The organism is Bacillus salipaludis, assembly GCF_004358205.1.
The window spans coordinates 34,455-51,358 of the sequence record NZ_SMYO01000014.1 but is presented as its reverse complement, the minus strand read 5'-3'; the positions used below and the strand labels follow the sequence as shown (position 1 = coordinate 51,358).

The window sequence follows — 16,904 nt, the reverse complement described above, 5'->3', positions numbered from 1 at the left end:
TAACAATGACTCAAAATATTGTAAAAATGATTGATCATACATTATTAAAAGCAGATGCAAAAAAAGCGGATATTATAAAACTGGTGGAAGAGGCAATAGAGTATTCTTTTGCATCCGTTTGTGTAAATCCGACATGGGTTCGTACGGCAGCACAAATGCTTGCAGATACTCCTGAGGTTAAAGTTTGCACGGTAATTGGCTTTCCGCTCGGTGCCTCAACACCGGAAACCAAAGCATTTGAAACAAAAAACGCAATTGAAAATGGCGCGGATGAAGTTGATATGGTTATTAACATCGCAGCACTAAAAGACCGTGATGACGAATTAGTGGAACGAGATATTAGGGCAGTGGTGGAAGCAGCAAAAGGAAACGCATTAACGAAAGTGATTATTGAAACCTGCCTGCTTACAAATGAAGAAAAAGTAAGGGCTTGTGAGCTTGCGGTTAAAGCCGGTGCTGATTATGTAAAAACCTCAACGGGTTTTTCAACTGGCGGAGCGACTGTTGAAGATATCCAGCTTATGCGTGAAACCGTTGGACCGGAAATAGGTGTTAAGGCATCGGGTGGTGTCAGGAGCCGTGAAGATGCCCTTGCAATGGTAGAAGCAGGAGCTACCCGGATTGGTGCGAGCTCAGGAGTTGCAATCAGCAAAGGTGAACTATCTTTAAGTAATTATTAAAAAATGAAATTTAGGTCCCAAGAGGTATCTCCACGCTAATATGGAGTACCTCTTTTTTATGTTAAAGGGCAATGTTAACTATTGAGCAATGTTGATTGGAGCGGAAGGCACGAAGACTCCTCGAAAATGCTAACGCATTTTCTTCGTGCGTGGGCTGAATCAAGGAAGCAATTCAGTGTCCTGTGGGAGTACGGGGCAGGGGAGACCCCGCAGGAGCGAAGTGACGGGGAGGCTCCCCGGAACGCCCACGAACCGCTTGTGCCTGGAGCGGAAATTCAACCACCAATTTAAGAGCCTTTTTTTAAAAATAATCAAATGAAAAAATGTCCATAATATACATACACAACAGGAAAAAGGGTGATGGCCATGATTTATATCTATAATGATTACGGCGGAACACATACAACCTCATTGGCAGCGGCCTATCATTTAAAACAATTACCTCAATCTGAGAGGAAATTAACGACGGAAGAAATTCTAAATGTACAATATTTTAATAAATTAACTCATGCCGATTTTGGAAAAATCATTTTTCATGGAATTGATGAAGACGGGAATTCAGTTTATACAATAGGAAGGAAGAGAAATAAATTAGTTGTCCCAGCCTTAAAGGAATTAAGCCTATTACTACAATCAAAGTTTGCTTTTGAGGAAAAGATCATATTCTCTAATACATCTCCAACCGTTCCATTCGTAATGTCCATGGGTGGGTTTTTTTCAAGAGGGATAAAGATTGACGCTATAGGTGTACCTCTTTTGATTAAAGGGGCGAAGAAATGTTGCGACAATATTTTTCGGCTTGTTGAGAATACGAAAGAAATTGGCAAAACCTCATTTGCTGAAAAAGTGATTATTTTAGAAAATGAGATGTACAAATCATAAAATGAAAAATAGAGAGTTCGTTTCTATTATTGATGACGATGAAATCATTCGAGCCCTGTTACTAAAGATATTAAAAACAATAGAGATTGTAAAAAAGATGACTAATGGGTCAAATATTTCTGTTTTCATGCTTTCGGGACGAAAAAGTGAGTCTTATGTTCAGCGTGCTTTATTACTTGGTGCAGATGACTATGTTACAAAACCGTTTGGTATTCAAGAATTAAAAGAAAGAATACGCAGGCTGTTAATAGGGATGATTTGAAATGCTGCATACTGAGTTTTTTTACCTGGCAATTCTCACTCTGACTTTTAGTAGTTTATTGGTGATTTTATTAACGTACCTTATTATACGAAAAGCATTTGATATAAGAAAAAGGAGAACCATTGAAACCTATAAACAAAGATATAATTCCGTTATCTTTAAGCTGCTGACCGATGGTGGTTATTCAAGGGAATTAAATCCGCAGAACAACCATCAGCTAAAAGCGATTGAGGAGATGCTTAGCAGATATGCAAATGTTTTAGAAGGGGAACAGGAGAAAAAAGCCCTATCAGCATTAGCCTCTCTTTATCTAAAAAATTATTATCGAAAACGGCTCAAAAGTAAAAGGTGGAGCCGTCGGATGAATGTATTGTATCATATTGAGAATTTCCATATTAAGCCCCTTTTAGAGGATGTTTATAAGATGGTAAAGAAGAGGGGACTTTCCTATGAGGAAACAGTACATATTTTAAGAATTCTAGCATCTTTTCAATTCGAAGATATTCTTGGATTATTAACAAAAGACTTTTCGACTTTATCAGAGTTTGAATACCGTAGTATTGTTATACGCTAGAAAAGAATATCAACTTGACCGAGATCAAGCCTATGACGACTATATGGATGAAATCTATTCAAAACCGGTATCGATTATTGTTCCCGCCTATAATGAGGAGGTGGGAATTGTCCAAAGCGTTCGTTCTTTGTTAAGTATTAATTATCCTTCGTTAGAAATCATTGTCGTAAATGATGGTTCAACAGATATGACGCTGCAAAAAATGATTGAGCATTATGATATGAAGGAAATAAAGAAAGTAATCCGAAAACAGGTAGAAACGAAGCGGATAAAAACCATCTATCAATCCTCCATTATTTCCAACCTTTTCCTTATTCACAAAGAGAATGGAGGAAAAGCGGATGCTCTGAATGTAGGTCCTAATTTTTCTCATTATCCCTATTTTTGCTCGCTCGATGGTGACTCTGCCCTCGAGCCGGATGCATTTTTAAAAGTGATGAAGCCGATTATTGATTCAAATGAAGAGGTGATTGCTTCAGGCGGAAGTGTCCGAATTGCTAACGGATGTAAAATCCGAAATGGCCATATTATAAAAATTGGCTTATCAGAAAAACCTTTAGTTGTCATGCAAATTATTGAATATTTACGGGCCTTTTTGATGGGGCGGATTGGCCTGAGCAGACATAATCTTCTCCTCATTATATCGGGAGCGTTTGGTGTTTTTTCTAAACACTGGGTGATCGAAGCAGGGGGATATAAAACCGATACCGTTGGTGAGGATATGGAATTAGTAGTCCGTATTCATCGAATGGTAAAGGAAAGAGGATTAAAGAAAAAGATTGTGTATGTGCCTGACCCTGTATGCTGGACGGAGGTCCCTGAAAGCATTTCGATTCTTCGAAGGCAAAGAAGGCGCTGGCACCGGGGATTATTCGAGAGCCTTTGGACACATCGTAAACTCACCTTTAACTTTGTTAAGGGTGAGACGAATTGGATGGAATATCCATTATCCTTATGACTAGCATACGCTTCTGGCTTCAACATCTTGAGCTATTTAGCATATTGAAAGTAGAAGGGGTCATAACAAAGAAAAAGATTCCCTTTCAGGATTATGAAACGGGAGTGTTAAAGTTTGGTAATGCCAATCCATTAAGTCAAGATTTTAATTCTTAGTATCAGTAAGGATAAATTGGTCTTAGAAGGTCGAACTCCTTGGCAGCTGTTGAATATTAAGGACCCAAGTCTTAAAGCGGCGATAGGGGATATTTGGAAAAGTGGATTAACTGGCAGTGTGAAGTTGAATGGGATTAGGACATCAATTGTAATGTTGGAAAATGATACTGTTTCACAAACATTTCCGGAAATGGTGAATGGCCAGCTTCAGCAGGCGAATGCAAAAATATATTCCTGGAAAGAATGGGACCAGCCTGCCTATTATGAACGCCTAAAAAAATCGTATGATATTTTGAAAAACACATATCTTTCAACCGATCTTCGCAAATAAAAGAAAGGCTGGAGTACCAGCCTTTCTTTTTACTTTCACTAAACGGAAATTTCGCCAGATTGTTTTTGACGATTTCGTTGTTTTTTTGCTTTTTTAAAGTGGAATAATTCGTAAATCACCGGAATGACCACAAGAGTTAAAAGCGTTGCAACAGCAAGCCCGCCAATCACGACGATCGCAAGACTTTGGGAAACAAGATTCCCTGTTTCCGCCTTTTTAAACAATAGCGGAAGCATGGCTGAGATTGTCGCAACGGCAGTCATCAAAATCGGTCTCATTCGAATAGAAGCAGCTTCGACAATCGCATCGCGAATAATCATCTTTTGTTCGTTTTGTTTGATTCGATCTAGAAGTACAATCGCATTTGTGACTACAATTCCAATTAACATCAAGGCACCGAGCAGGGAGGTAATATCAACCGTAATTCTGCTGATGAGTAATGCAAGCACAGCCCCCACAGCCGCAAGTGGTAATGAAAATAATATTGAAATCGGAGCTCGAATCGTTTTAAAGGTAATGACCATAATTAAAAAGACGATTCCAATTGAAGCTCCCATTGTCATAAATAAATCAGTGAAATCATCCGCCTGTTGTGCGCTTGCTCCCCCGATAAAGACTTCAACACCTGAAGGCAGCTTAATCCCCTTATGATCCTTTTTATCTCCGTTAATAATTTTAGCGATTTCAGTAGAAACCTTCGAAAGTTTCTTCGGGTCAACAGTGGCGGTAACTTGAATATAAGGGTCGCCGTCTTTATGGAACTGGTTTGTTGTTTTTTCCTCTTTTATTAATTTTGCTACCGACGAAACGGGGGCGGGACCGGATGTAGTCATTATAGGAATTTCTTTCAAATCCTTAGGTGATTTCGGATCTAAAACAGGATTAAGAAATACTGCGGTTTCTTGGTCATTTAAATCCATGGAACCTAGCGGTGTTCGATTTAGCATTACAGACAGCTGCTGGGCCACTTGAGCCGGATTTCCTTTTTCAGGATTCACTTCAAGCGAGTAAACGGTCTTCTTTGCATCTTCATTGGTCGCCAATTTCTCAATTCCGTCAATTTCTTTTATTTTTTCTTTAATTAAGGTTGAAACGGACTCAAGCTTGGTTAGCTGGTCTCCGACGACATCAATTGTAATTTGCGGGTTTCCGCCACCCATTAAGGACGATGCAGCAACGGTAAGCGTTGCATTTGGAAATTGATTTTTTTGAGCTTCTATTTTTTTGATTAATTGATCTGTATTGTCCTTATCCTTTAATACAATATTAATGTTTGCTTTCGTAGGAGAGTCGATTGCCCCAAACTTTGCTGCATCCTCATTGTTTCCAAACATTGTAAATTCATCTTTAACTTCCTTCTGGGCAAGAATAAATTTTTCAAGCTTTAACGTTCCATTTTTCACTTCTCCTATTGGTGTATCATTTGGATAATTAAGTACAGTCTGGACAAAATCAGCAGAAGAGTTGTCTACAGCACCTTTTGGCATAACGGAATAGACTCCAATGGAACCCACGAATAACAAAAAGGAAAGTGAGAGGATGATCCATTTATGGTTAAGCGACCAAGTGACCAATCCGATAAATTTTTTTGACGGTTTATGTTCAGGAAGCTTTGCATTTTTTAAAAGCCCTGCACTCATTAAAGGTACAACGGTTAGGGCGACGATTAATGAAGCAAGCAATGAGTAGGTAATCGTTAGAGCGAATGGCATTAAAAAGTCTTGTAATCCGCCATTAACTAATCCGATAGGCAAAAACACAGCAACTGTTGTTAAGGTAGAGGCCGTAATAGCTGAAGATACCTCTTTCGCTGCATCCATTACTAATTGAACGGTGAATTTTTCGTTTTGCATTTTCCTGAAGATATTTTCAATTACTACTATACTATCATCTACTAAACGACCTACTGCTACCGCAACACCGCCCAAGGTTAAAATATTTAAAGTAACACCGGAGCGGGATAACAAGAATAATGTAAAGGCTAATGACAATGGAATCGAGACGATTGTTATAAATGTAGATCGGATATTTCTTAAGAAGAGCATAATCACAATCGTTGCAAATAGGGCCCCCAGCAGGACTTCCTTCATCATCGACGTTACGGATGTTTTCACCATATCCGCGGTCGCTACAATCACAGATGTTTCTAGTTGATTATATTTTTTGTTTATTTTTTTCGTAACATCTCTTAAGTCTTTACTTATGGCTACAGCATTTGATTGACTATCCTTTGTTACAATTAGCAATAATCCGTCCGCTCCGTTGATTCGGGTCATCGTATCTTGTGGTTTTGTAACGTTAATAGAAGCTATATCCTTTAAATGAACACCTGGCGCAACGGTAAGGTTTTCTAAAGAAGATAAATGGTCGATGTTTCCAATTACTTTAATATTACTTGCTTTACCTTCAATTGTTTTTTCACCAATTGCAATTGCGCTATTTTGTCCTTGGAGAACACCCATCACGGATTGAATTGTTACTTTTTTCTCTGATAATAATGAGTTGTTTACTTTTACAGAAACATAGGAGCTGGCCATCCCATAGGTTTGAATGGATGCCACGCCTTTAATATCTTTAAAAAGTGGAACGATTTTTTTGTCGGCAAATTTTAAATTTCCCGGGGTCAATCCTTCTTTAAAGGTTACAGCTACGTCTGCGATGGGAATCATGGAGGTATTTAATTGAACAACAGTGGGCTTTGAAACATTTTCAGGTAGATGAACATTTGACAATACCTCCTGCACTTCTTGTTTTGCATCTTTCATGTCGGTTTTAGAATCATAATTAATATCAACTTTAGCGTAACCATCACCTGTTGTTGAGAAGATATTCTTTTTCCCTTTTACACCAGAAATCGACTCTTCAATTGGGGTTGTCACCTGATCCTCCATTGTTTTTGAATCAGTGCCCTGCCCCATAACAATAATCGATATTTGTGGATTGTCTGCAGAGGGTAAGAATTCCATTGGTAAGGTGAAATAACTTGCAACACCCATGATTAGAATTAGAATCGACATAATCCACATCGCGGCTTTGTTCCGAAAGGACCATTTTGTAAACCAAGACATATTTCATTTTCTCTCCTCTTATGGTTATTTTTTCCTATACAACCATAAGAATATTATCATAATAAAATGGAAAATAAAACTATTTATTTAATAATTTTCTAGATAGTTTTGTTAAGTTTATGTTAAAACGTTTGGGGTCTGCTTGTAACAGTTACGGTGGTCATGAGACCGACAAATATTATTGTTACTAGCGAATAAAAGAATTTTTCGAGGCCAACCACTTGGATACCGCTTGTAATCACTAGACCATCGATTAAGAAAATAATGATTCCTATATTTATAGAAGTAAATTTTGTTAGAAGCTGGGCGAGAAGATCTGTTCCACCTGTACTTGTTTCATAGCGAAGCATGAGTCCAATACCAATTCCAACGAGAATTCCGCCAATAATAGTACTTGGTAAAATTCCTATATTAATTTTCCCGTCCATGAACGAAAACAAATCAATACAAAAGGAAGATATAATTAGTCCATGTAAGCTGTAAAAGAAATAACGCCGTTCAAAAAACCAAGCCAAGATATAAAGCGGCAGGCTTAAAATAATCATACTTAAACCTGTCGGCCACCCGTAAAAATAATGGATGATTAATCCGATTCCAATTACTCCGCCATCAAGCAGATGATAGGGAACTAGAAATCCATTTACGCCTAAACTTAACAGCAAACTGCCAATAAGCATCGCTAATATTTTTTGTTTCATCCTATTTCACCCCATACTTGTCCCTTTAATTAAAAAATATGAAAAGGAATCTAAATTAGAAGTGAATGTATAAAAAAGAGGAAGAATCAATCGATTCTTCCTCTTAAAGATTTATTTTGAACTTTCTTCGGTCATCCGTTGCAGTTTTCCAGAAAGGGCTAATAAAACTAATCCAAGTACGATGGCCAATAGACCAATTACACTGAAAATTTCAAAGTAACCTAGTGACTGTGTTAGTGCCGCTAATTGTCCTGCAAGAATGTTTGCAACCCCGGAACCGGCAAGCCATACACCCATTAATAGGGATGCTAGTTTAAGTGGAGCAATTTTACTTACAAGTGATAAACCAACTGGAGAAAGAAGTAATTCACCGAGTGTATGCATTAAGTAGGTTAAGACAATGATCATCATGTTTGCTTTTATTGCGATATGATGCTCGTCGCTTCCTGTTTTTAATACAGCTAATAAAAGAATCATATATCCTAAACCTAAAAGCACCATACCTAATCCCATTTTTTTAGGGCCGCTCATATCACCACGTTTCGTATAAGAAAGCTTTAACCATAAAGCAGAAAGGATTGGTGCAAGGATAACAATAAATAGTGGATTTAAAGATTGGAACCAAGCTGTTGGTACCGTAAATCCGAAGAGGTCACGGTCAACGAAGCGATCCGTATAAAGTGTTAAGGAACTTCCTGCTTGTTCAAACCCTGCCCAGAAGAAAACGACAAACGCAGTAAGGATAAAAATAACGGCTGTACGTTTCTTTTCAATCTTTGTTAAAGGCTGTTTATTTAATGTTGCATTTGTTGTTTTCGATGCAACTTTACCCGTTGGCTTTTTACCAATGTCACCTAAATAACGATTGCCAAAAAGGTTAAAAATTAACTGTCCAATAATCATACCGATGGAAGCAGCTAAGAAGCCATATTTGAATCCGTGATGAACCACACCATTGATTGTTGTCTTGAAAAGGTCATCAGATAAATATCCAACTACTAAAGGAGAGAAAAAGGCACCAACGTTAATCCCCATATAGAAGATGGTGAAAGCGCCATCACGACGACGGTCATCTGGAGCATATAATTCTCCAACAATGGTTGAGATATTTGGTTTAAAGAAACCGTTTCCAACGATAAGTAATACTAATCCAAGATAGAAAGCCGCTTTACTTTGATCGGCAAATAATGCAAAGTTACCAACCGCCATAATAATTCCGCCTAAAGTGATCGCGAGGCGTCTACCTAAAAATCTATCAGATAAATAACCGCCAACCATTGGTGTAAAATAAACCGCACCTGTAAAGAATCCATAAATACTCATTGCAGTAGCATCGCTAAATCCTAACCCACCGCTTACGAATTCTGTTGTAAGGTATAATACAAGGATTGCACGCATTCCGTAATAGCTGAATCTTTCCCACATTTCTGTAAAAAATAGTAAGTACAGGCCAGGTGGATGCTTTTTTGCAACTTTAGCCTGCTCGGACTGTTTTATTGAAGCTGTATTGTCCATTGTATACCTCCTAATGTCCATGATAAAAAGATTATGTTATTATTCTAAATTAATAAATAGAGAACGGTCAATAGAAAGTTATAACAGTAAAAAGAGTTGATATATTAGGAATTTACGGAATTGTACACATTGTTTTTAATATACCGAAAGTAGGGATTTAATTATTTTAAAATAATTTTCAGATTAATTGCCAGGGTCAGGATCTAAAAGAAAGGGAGTCAATAAAAAATTGAACAAAAAAGACCAGAGATCTTGTGAACTCTGGTCTTTAATGATTAAAAAATGAGATCAAGAAGGAAAAACAAAACGGATGCTAATAAAGCTGAGATAGGCAAGGTGATGACCCATGTAATGATCATCCGCTGTGCTGTATCCCATTTAACACCTTTAATCCGGTGCGCAGAACCAACACCTAAAATTCCAGACGAAATAACATGTGTTGTACTAACAGGTAAATGGATGTAGGTTGCACCAAAGATAATGGCAGCACCTGTTAAGTCAGCAGCAACCCCGTTAATCGGACGGATTTTCATGATTTTACCGCCAACCGTCTTAATAATTTTCCAGCCGCCAATTGATGTTCCAAGACCCATTGCGATCGCACAGGAAACTTGAACCCAAAGGGGAACTTCTGCGTTATGAGGAAGAATATTATTTGCAATTAGTGCCATCGTGATTATCCCCATCGACTTTTGTGCATCGTTTGTTCCATGGGAATAAGATTGCAATGCGGCTGTCCCGATTTGAATATATCGGAAGCTCCGATTGGTTTTTGTTAAATTGAAATTTTTAAATACTACTTTAAAAATGCTGTAAACAATATAACCGACAACGAAAGCTAAAATCGGTGAAAGAATAAGTGCCTCAAGAATCTTTAAAAATCCGCTATAGTTTAACGCTGCAAATCCTTCTGCAGCAATGGCTGCTCCTGCTATTGAACCAATAATGGCATGTGAAGAGCTGCTCGGAATTCCGAAATACCATGTGACTAGGTTCCAAATAATCGCTGAGAGGATTGCTGCAAGAATAACGACAGATCCATTGTGAAGGGTAAAGGGATCAACAATATCCTTTGAAATGGATTTTGCAACACCAGTAAATGTCATTGCTCCAATAAAATTCATTACTGCAGCTAAAAGAATTGCATGCCTTGGCTTTAATGCTTTTGTAGATACAGATGTTGCAATGGCGTTGGCTGTATCATGAAAACCATTTATGAAATCAAATGCCAAGGCACCAATAACAATTAATACCGTTAGGATAAAAATTAAGCTCATATGATTGCTCCTTACGCATTTTTCATTATGATGGTTTCAAGTGTATTGGCAACTTCCTGACAGCTATCGGCAATGTCTTCAAATGTTTCATAAATTTCTTTGTATTGAATGATACGAATTGGATCCTTTTCGATGGCGAATAAATTTTTAATCGATTGACGTAAAATATTATCGCATTTTGATTCGAAATCTTTAATTTTAATGGCATGTTCTCTTATTTGAGGTAATTTTTTATTAGAAAGAAGGCCAACAGCTTTATCGATTTCGTGTACACTACCTTGAATGGCTTCAACAAATTTAAGCATAAAGTCATCAGCTTGTGTGATGGAGTACATTTCGAATAATGCCGCGCAGCTTTCAAGCCCGTCCAGTACATCATCCATACTCATTGCAAGGTGGAGAATATCTTCCCGTTCAATTGGAGTAATAAAGGCGTCATTTAATTCTTTAATGATTTCATGAACAAATGTATCTCCTTTTGATTCATATTCCTTCATTTTTTCAGAAAAAATCTTTAAATCACTGATGGTTTTTAATTTATATTCGGTAAAGAAATTTACACTTTCTTTTGAATTAGAAGAAATATTGTTTAACAAAACTGAAAACTTGTCATGTTTTTTGAATGCCATAGTCTATTTACCCCCATATAATTGTTGAAAAGTTGTCATTACCGAAAAACATTCTATCTGATAAATGTCGAAAAAAGAATTATTTTTAACAAACTTTACAAAAACTTAACATTAGAATTTTCTGAAAGTGGATATATATATGGCTTAATAGATACCTAATACTTTTACCAAATAAATGATTTTTATGTGCGAAGGAAGAGAAGTGACTAGGTTGACGAATCATTTGGAAAGGAATATAATTATCTCGAATTAGAGATAATTGGTTTTGAGATTTCATATGGATATAGTAATCATGAATCATCAATACGTAAGGAGTGTTTATACATGTTTGATATTTATAAGGCGGAGGAAAGATATACTGCAGATCATGGCTGGCTTAAAAGTAATTTTAGTTTTTCTTTTGCTGAGTATTATGATCCTTCCAACATGCAGTTTGGGCCGATGCGTGTTTTAAATGATGATATCGTTCAGCCCTTAAGAGGGTTTGGAGCTCATCCCCACCGCGAAATGGAGATAGTTTCAATCGTTTTAAAAGGACAATTAAAGCATGAGGATAGTACAGGAAAAAGTGCTGTCACTACATTTGGCGGTATTCAACGAATGTCGGCAGGAACAGGAGTTGTCCATTCAGAGGTAAATCCTTCCGGAGACGAGGAAGTAAACTTTTTACAATTATGGTTTATGCCTGAGGAATACGGACTCACACCATCATATGAAAGAACCGATTTTGATCCTGCTAAAATGAAAAATGCCCTTTTACCAGTTGTTTCAAAACATCATGGTGAGGATGTAGCCTATATCCATCAAGATCTTACGATATATTTATCAGAATTAGAGCCAGAAAAGGACCTTAGTTTTCATCAGGAAACGGGACGCAGAATTTTTTTCTTTGTGCTTGAAGGGGAAGTAATCCTTAATCAGGACCACCATTTGAACAGACGGGATTCTGCCCGTATTACAGAAACAGAGAGTTTACAAATTAAAGCCGTAAAGAATGCGAAATTCATGCTTATTGATTTACCTTAAATCATGAATCCCCGACCTTATAAAGAAGAACCGGATGTTTAATCCGGTTCTTCTTTATATATATGATTAGAAGTATAAATTTTGGGTACTTTATACATACAAGCAATTCAGTCCATGGAACTGAATGCTTGTATCAAATGAAATAATGAATACTAAAAAGGAGTGTTCGCAAGTGAGCTTCATTTGGTCATTAATCGTAGGTGGTATTATTGGATGGTTAGCAGGCCTTATCGTGGGGAGAAATATTCCAGGTGGCGTTATTGGTAATATAATTGCGGGATTTGTTGGGGCGTGGCTTGGGTCATTAATTTTGGGGAATTGGGGCCCTAATGTTGCAAACTTCGCCATTATCCCGGCAGTCATCGGGGCAGTAGTTCTAGTCTTCCTGCTAAGTCTAGTGATGAGAGCCTTCCGAAAAACAGATCGTTAAAGCAAAAAGCCTCCAATTTTCGGAGGCTTTTTGTTATTAGAGAGAATATACATCGATTTCTTTAAAAATTTCCGGCTTGTCTAAAAAAGGGGCATAGCAGATCACTTTTTCTTCTGTAAAAGGGTGAATAAACTCAAGCTTTGCTGCATGAAGGGCTTGCCGGTTAACAAGCGGTTTACCTCCATATAACGTATCACCCACAAGTGGATGTCCGATATGACTAAAATGAACACGAATTTGGTGAGTCCTGCCAGTGTCAAGCCAGCATTTTACATATGATTGCCGCTTTTTAGCATCCACTTTCATTACCTGAAAATGTGTAACGGCTTTTTGACCAGTGGAAGATACCCGCCTTCTTGATGCATGGTGGCGGTCGCGTCCAATTGGTTCATTAATTTCTCCCTTTTTTTGCTTAAGCAGGCCGTGAACAAGAGCAATATAGGTTCGTTTAATCTTACGATTTCCCAACATGCGATCCAAAATGGAACCTGCCAATGGGTGCTTTGCAAAAAGGATGGCACCAGAGGTATCTTTATCTAGACGATGGATTTGCCGAATATTTCTCATTTCCCCCTTTGCTTGCAGATAAAAAGAAGCAGCATTTACAAGTGTATTGGTATCCTTTGTTAGGTCATTTGGATGAGTATTTATAAATGGCGGCTTATTTAATACAAGAACATGATCATCCTCATATAAAACGGTAACCTCCATATAATGGAGAGGTAGGTTCATTTCCTCTTCTTCAAATAATTTTATTTGTAATTTACTGCCGGCTGTAATGGATTTATTCCAAGGATACGTTTGACCGTTAACTAATACTTTTTGTTCCATACGAAATTGATGGGTTAGCTTCTTCGGAGAATTCCATTTTTTTTGAAATAGATCTTCAATCGTTATTCCATCCCAAATTTCTGGGATCGTTAACTCGAGCCAATTACCTTTTTTACTTGTTTTTAACATTTTATTCTCCTTAAAAATAAAGGTTTTGCATGGTTTTAATTACCACAGTTTTAACACAAGAAATTATGTTATCCTTATGATAAATTAAATATACATTAGAAAAAAGCGATAGCAAAGGTGGGTTACAAGTGAAAATTGTTTTTGCCTCAACACCAAGTCAAGAGGAAGAAATTTGTGGACTTGTGGGGTATATTTATTCAACTGTTTTTCCACTCTATTTTTCGGATGATGAAATTCGTTCTTTTGAACAGCTAAAGGTTTTGCACACCTCTAGCAAACAATTCGAAGATTTTAGCACATTAAAAGATGCTTTTCAAGTGATGACCAGCATGCAAACGATTATTTCCATCCTCGAGTCTCCCACTCTTGATGATCAATATTCGTCACTTTTTAATAAGAATGTTTCAAATTTACAAGAATTTGGGCTATTCTTCCCATTTGAATATGATCAATTTGTGGAAGCGAAAAATATGAAAAACAGTATATTCAGCATCTATACAAAAGCTGCAAATGAATTAATTATCTAAGAGGGTGTCCTAAAAGTAAAATTAGGGGCACCCCCTTTTTTTGTGTATGGTTCTCTGAATTTAGATTTGATAAAGTAAAACCTGAAAGCAGGTGCTTTATTTTTTATTCCATTATTTCCTTGTGCTTGATATGAAGAAAATTTAAAATAGTAATGGTAAAAATTCGTTAAAATTTCTTCCACTGCGAAAAATGTCGGAATAATTCCAGCAATTTTAAAAGGAGTAACAATCTTGAACTTCGAAACAATATAGAGTAGAAAGAATCAGGAGGAGATAAAATGGACTGGAAAGAAAATGCAACAAGATGGATCAACTTTGAGGGGTTAGATTCAGAGTTGAAAAATCAATTATTGGAACTAAAGAAAGATGATAAACAGCTGGAGGAAGCTTTTTATAAGAATTTAGAATTTGGTACCGGCGGCATGAGAGGGGAAATTGGTGTTGGTACAAACAGAATGAACCTTTATACAGTGAGAAAAGCTTCTGCCGGATTAGCTGCATACATAGAAGAAAATGGTCTTGAAGCAAAAAAACGCGGAGTGGTTATTGCCTATGATTCCCGGCATAAATCTCCCGAATTTGCAATGGAAGCCGCGAAAACATTAGCAACAAAAGGCATTCAAACCTATGTTTTTGATGAATTAAGACCCACTCCGGAACTTTCCTTTGCATTAAGATATTTAAATGCATTCTCCGGGATTGTCGTTACAGCAAGTCATAACCCGCCGGAATATAACGGGTACAAGGTATACGGGCATGATGGGGGCCAGCTTCCGCCTGAAAGTGCTGATCAGGTGATTGCTAGGGTCAATGAAATCGAAAACGAGCTATTGATTGAGGTGGATTCAGAAGAGAACCTTCGAGATGCAGGACTCATTAAGATTATCGGTTCCGAAATTGATAACGCCTATTTAGAAAAATTGAAAACCATCTCGGAAAATCCAACTCTTGCAGAAGAGTCGGATATTCGAATCGTTTTTACACCTTTACACGGAACAGCTAATAAACCTGTACGGAACGCACTTTCTGCTTTTGGGTATAAAAATGTGACCGTTGTTAAGGAACAGGAGCTGCCAGATTCCGAGTTTTCAACTGTAAAAAGTCCGAATCCAGAGGAACATGCAGCATTTGAGTTAGCAATTCGGGACGGTAAACGGATTGACGCCGATATTTTAATTGCCACAGACCCAGATGCGGACCGATTAGGAATAGCGGTTCTAAATCCCGAGGGAGAATATGTTGTCCTGACTGGAAACCAAACAGGTGCATTGCTACTTGACTATTTGCTTTCACAGAAAAAGGAAAAGGGCACCCTTCCTCAAAACGGAGTCGTTTTAAAAACGATTGTAACCTCTGAAATCGGCAGAAAAATTGCAGAATCCTATCAATTGAAAACCATTGATGTATTAACAGGCTTCAAATTTATTGCTGAGAAAATCAATGAATATGAAAATACAAGTGAACATACCTTCTTATTTGGGTATGAAGAAAGCTATGGTTATTTAATTGGAGACTTCGCCCGCGATAAAGATGCTGTTCAAGCAGCGCTTTTGGCAACAGAGGTTTGTGCTTATTATAAAAAACAAGGAATGACCCTTTATGAAGGGCTAATGCAGGTATTTGCTAAATATGGTTTTTATCTGGAAGGACTGCGCTCTTTAACATTGAAAGGAAAAGATGGAGCGGAAATGATTCAGCGAATTTTGGCTTCTTTCCGTTCTGAACCATTAACAAATCTTGGGTCCGTAAAAACTTTGACTTCAGAGGATTATTTAACGGGAGTTCGTTTATCGAAAAATGGCGAGGAAAGAATTGATTTGCCAAAATCCAATGTTTTGAAATATACGTTTGAGGATGGTTCATGGGTTTGCCTAAGACCATCTGGAACGGAACCAAAAGTGAAATTCTATTTTGGTGTAAATAGTGGAAGCTTAGAAGAAGGTAAAAGCAAGCTTGAAAAAATTGAAAAAGATTTTATGGCGCTTGTCGATGAAAAAATAAATTTAGTATCTGAAACACGATAACAGCATAGAAAGAGCCACAATATGAAAGGGAGTTTCAAAAATGTTAAAAGGTCAAATAGCCATTGTGACAGGTGCATCCAGGGGAATTGGGAAGGAAATTGCTCTAAAATTGGCTGAACAAGGTGTGAAATTAGCATTAGTCGGCAGTTCTGAGCAGGTTAACCAAACGGCAGAAGAGCTGAAGAATAAAGGTTTTTCTCATGTCCTTCCGATTCAGGCAGACGTTTCCAATGAGAGTGATATGCAAGAGGTTGTAAGAAAAACCATTGATGAATATGGTCACATTGACCTCCTCGTTAATAATGCAGGAGTTGGCTTTTTTAAATTAACCGAAGAAGTGACTGTCGAAGAATGGAAAAAAGTATTTGAAGTAAATGTGCAAGGGGTATTTCTTGGAATTAAAGCGGTTTTGCCGCATATGAAAGAACAAAAATCAGGTACAATCATTACCATTTCTTCCGATGTTGGAAGATACACGATTCCGAATGGAGCAGCCTACACTGCCACGAAATATGCCGTCCAAGGCTTTTCCGGTTCTGTTGCTCAGGAAGTACGTGAATATGGAATCCGGGTTGGAACGATCAATCCAGGGATGGTGGATACCTATTTTGCGGAGTCAACCCAAGGCCTGCCAGAGAAAAAAGATTGGCTGAAGGTCGAAGATATTGCGAATGCTGTTGTTTATATGGCGTCCGCACCAAAATATATGCTAATTGATGAAATTGTCCTTCATCCTTTAATTCAACAATACCCAATAGCATAATTGTTAAATGCCTGAAGAGTTCTCTTCAGGTTTTTTACGTCTACAGTGCTAAGCTTGAGACTTCAAGATCTGATCCAAGCAGTATTTTATTCTATTCGGAATGGAATTTTTGAACAAATATTATAAATTTGAAAAACGGCCCCCT

The 16,904-nt window shown here is 37.5% G+C and carries 16 protein-coding genes and 1 pseudogene; 11 read left to right on the top strand and 6 right to left on the bottom strand.

What is annotated here, in order from left to right:
* Positions 1-5: 5 nt before the first annotated feature.
* From deoC to E2K98_RS23470, 6 genes and pseudogenes are all read left to right on the top strand, one after another.
* Positions 6-680: a deoxyribose-phosphate aldolase gene (deoC, locus tag E2K98_RS23495; protein WP_133338524.1), complete on the top strand. Its 675-nt coding sequence runs from the start codon at positions 6-8 to the stop codon at positions 678-680.
* Between the two features lie 366 nt (positions 681-1,046).
* A complete protein-coding gene (locus tag E2K98_RS23490; protein WP_133338522.1) occupies positions 1,047-1,562 on the top strand; it encodes a DUF3189 family protein in 516 nt (171 codons plus the stop codon).
* Positions 1,543-1,824 (top strand): response regulator, encoded by a 282-nt coding sequence (locus E2K98_RS23485; RefSeq protein WP_133338520.1) that lies wholly within the window; start codon positions 1,543-1,545, stop codon positions 1,822-1,824. The genes E2K98_RS23490 and E2K98_RS23485 overlap by 20 nt, the downstream gene beginning before the upstream one ends.
* Before the next feature lies 1 nt (position 1,825).
* Positions 1,826-2,398 carry a hypothetical protein gene (locus tag E2K98_RS23480; protein WP_133338518.1) on the top strand — a complete coding sequence of 191 codons (573 nt, stop codon included), beginning with the start codon at positions 1,826-1,828 and terminating at the stop codon, positions 2,396-2,398.
* Positions 2,361-3,344, top strand: a pseudogene (locus tag E2K98_RS23475) (glycosyltransferase family 2 protein); the annotation flags it as partial. The gene E2K98_RS23480 and the pseudogene E2K98_RS23475, both read left to right, overlap by 38 nt.
* Before the next feature lie 183 nt (positions 3,345-3,527).
* The gene (locus E2K98_RS23470) at positions 3,528-3,842 is read left to right on the top strand and encodes a hypothetical protein (RefSeq protein WP_133338516.1); all 315 of its coding nucleotides are present in this window, start codon (positions 3,528-3,530) and stop codon (positions 3,840-3,842) included.
* Positions 3,843-3,880: 38 nt separating this feature from the next.
* On the opposite strand, the gene E2K98_RS23465 is transcribed toward E2K98_RS23470, so the two are convergent.
* The 5 genes from E2K98_RS23465 to E2K98_RS23445 all read right to left on the bottom strand — a co-directional run bounded on the left by E2K98_RS23465 (position 3,881) and on the right by E2K98_RS23445 (position 11,029).
* The gene (locus E2K98_RS23465) at positions 3,881-6,910 is read right to left on the bottom strand and encodes an efflux RND transporter permease subunit (RefSeq protein ID WP_133338514.1); all 3,030 of its coding nucleotides are present in this window, start codon (positions 6,908-6,910) and stop codon (positions 3,881-3,883) included.
* A gap of 122 nt (positions 6,911-7,032) precedes the next feature.
* On the bottom strand, positions 7,033-7,608 hold the full coding sequence (locus E2K98_RS23460) for a YitT family protein (RefSeq protein WP_133338512.1): 576 nt from the start codon (positions 7,606-7,608) through the stop codon (positions 7,033-7,035).
* A 111-nt stretch (positions 7,609-7,719) separates the two neighbouring features.
* Complete coding sequence (locus E2K98_RS23455; RefSeq protein WP_133338510.1) at positions 7,720-9,123, bottom strand: peptide MFS transporter; 1,404 nt, start codon at positions 9,121-9,123, stop codon at positions 7,720-7,722.
* Positions 9,124-9,398: 275 nt separating this feature from the next.
* The gene (locus tag E2K98_RS23450; RefSeq protein WP_133338508.1) at positions 9,399-10,400 is read right to left on the bottom strand and encodes an inorganic phosphate transporter; all 1,002 of its coding nucleotides are present in this window, start codon (positions 10,398-10,400) and stop codon (positions 9,399-9,401) included.
* An 11-nt stretch (positions 10,401-10,411) separates the two neighbouring features.
* Positions 10,412-11,029: a DUF47 domain-containing protein gene (locus E2K98_RS23445; RefSeq protein ID WP_133338506.1), complete on the bottom strand. Its 618-nt coding sequence runs from the start codon at positions 11,027-11,029 to the stop codon at positions 10,412-10,414.
* A gap of 324 nt (positions 11,030-11,353) precedes the next feature.
* Between E2K98_RS23445 and E2K98_RS23440 the strand changes: the two genes are divergently transcribed.
* Positions 11,354-12,055, top strand: coding sequence for a pirin family protein (locus tag E2K98_RS23440; protein WP_133338504.1), 702 nt, complete (start codon positions 11,354-11,356; stop codon positions 12,053-12,055).
* A gap of 172 nt (positions 12,056-12,227) precedes the next feature.
* The gene (locus tag E2K98_RS23435) at positions 12,228-12,485 is read left to right on the top strand and encodes a GlsB/YeaQ/YmgE family stress response membrane protein (protein WP_026574392.1); all 258 of its coding nucleotides are present in this window, start codon (positions 12,228-12,230) and stop codon (positions 12,483-12,485) included.
* Positions 12,486-12,521: 36 nt separating this feature from the next.
* On the opposite strand, the gene E2K98_RS23430 is transcribed toward E2K98_RS23435, so the two are convergent.
* Complete coding sequence (locus tag E2K98_RS23430) at positions 12,522-13,445, bottom strand: RluA family pseudouridine synthase (RefSeq protein WP_133338502.1); 924 nt, start codon at positions 13,443-13,445, stop codon at positions 12,522-12,524.
* Positions 13,446-13,573: 128 nt separating this feature from the next.
* On the opposite strand from E2K98_RS23430, the gene E2K98_RS23425 reads away from it, so the two are divergent.
* The 3 genes from E2K98_RS23425 to E2K98_RS23415 all read left to right on the top strand — a co-directional run bounded on the left by E2K98_RS23425 (position 13,574) and on the right by E2K98_RS23415 (position 16,759).
* Positions 13,574-13,972 carry a YhcU family protein gene (locus tag E2K98_RS23425; protein WP_133338500.1) on the top strand — a complete coding sequence of 133 codons (399 nt, stop codon included), beginning with the start codon at positions 13,574-13,576 and terminating at the stop codon, positions 13,970-13,972.
* Between the two features lie 278 nt (positions 13,973-14,250).
* On the top strand, positions 14,251-15,996 hold the full coding sequence (locus tag E2K98_RS23420; RefSeq protein ID WP_133338498.1) for a phospho-sugar mutase: 1,746 nt from the start codon (positions 14,251-14,253) through the stop codon (positions 15,994-15,996).
* Between the two features lie 40 nt (positions 15,997-16,036).
* Entirely contained in the window at positions 16,037-16,759 is a 723-nt protein-coding gene (locus tag E2K98_RS23415; RefSeq protein WP_133338496.1) for an SDR family oxidoreductase, read from the top strand.
* Positions 16,760-16,904: the final 145 nt, after the last annotated feature.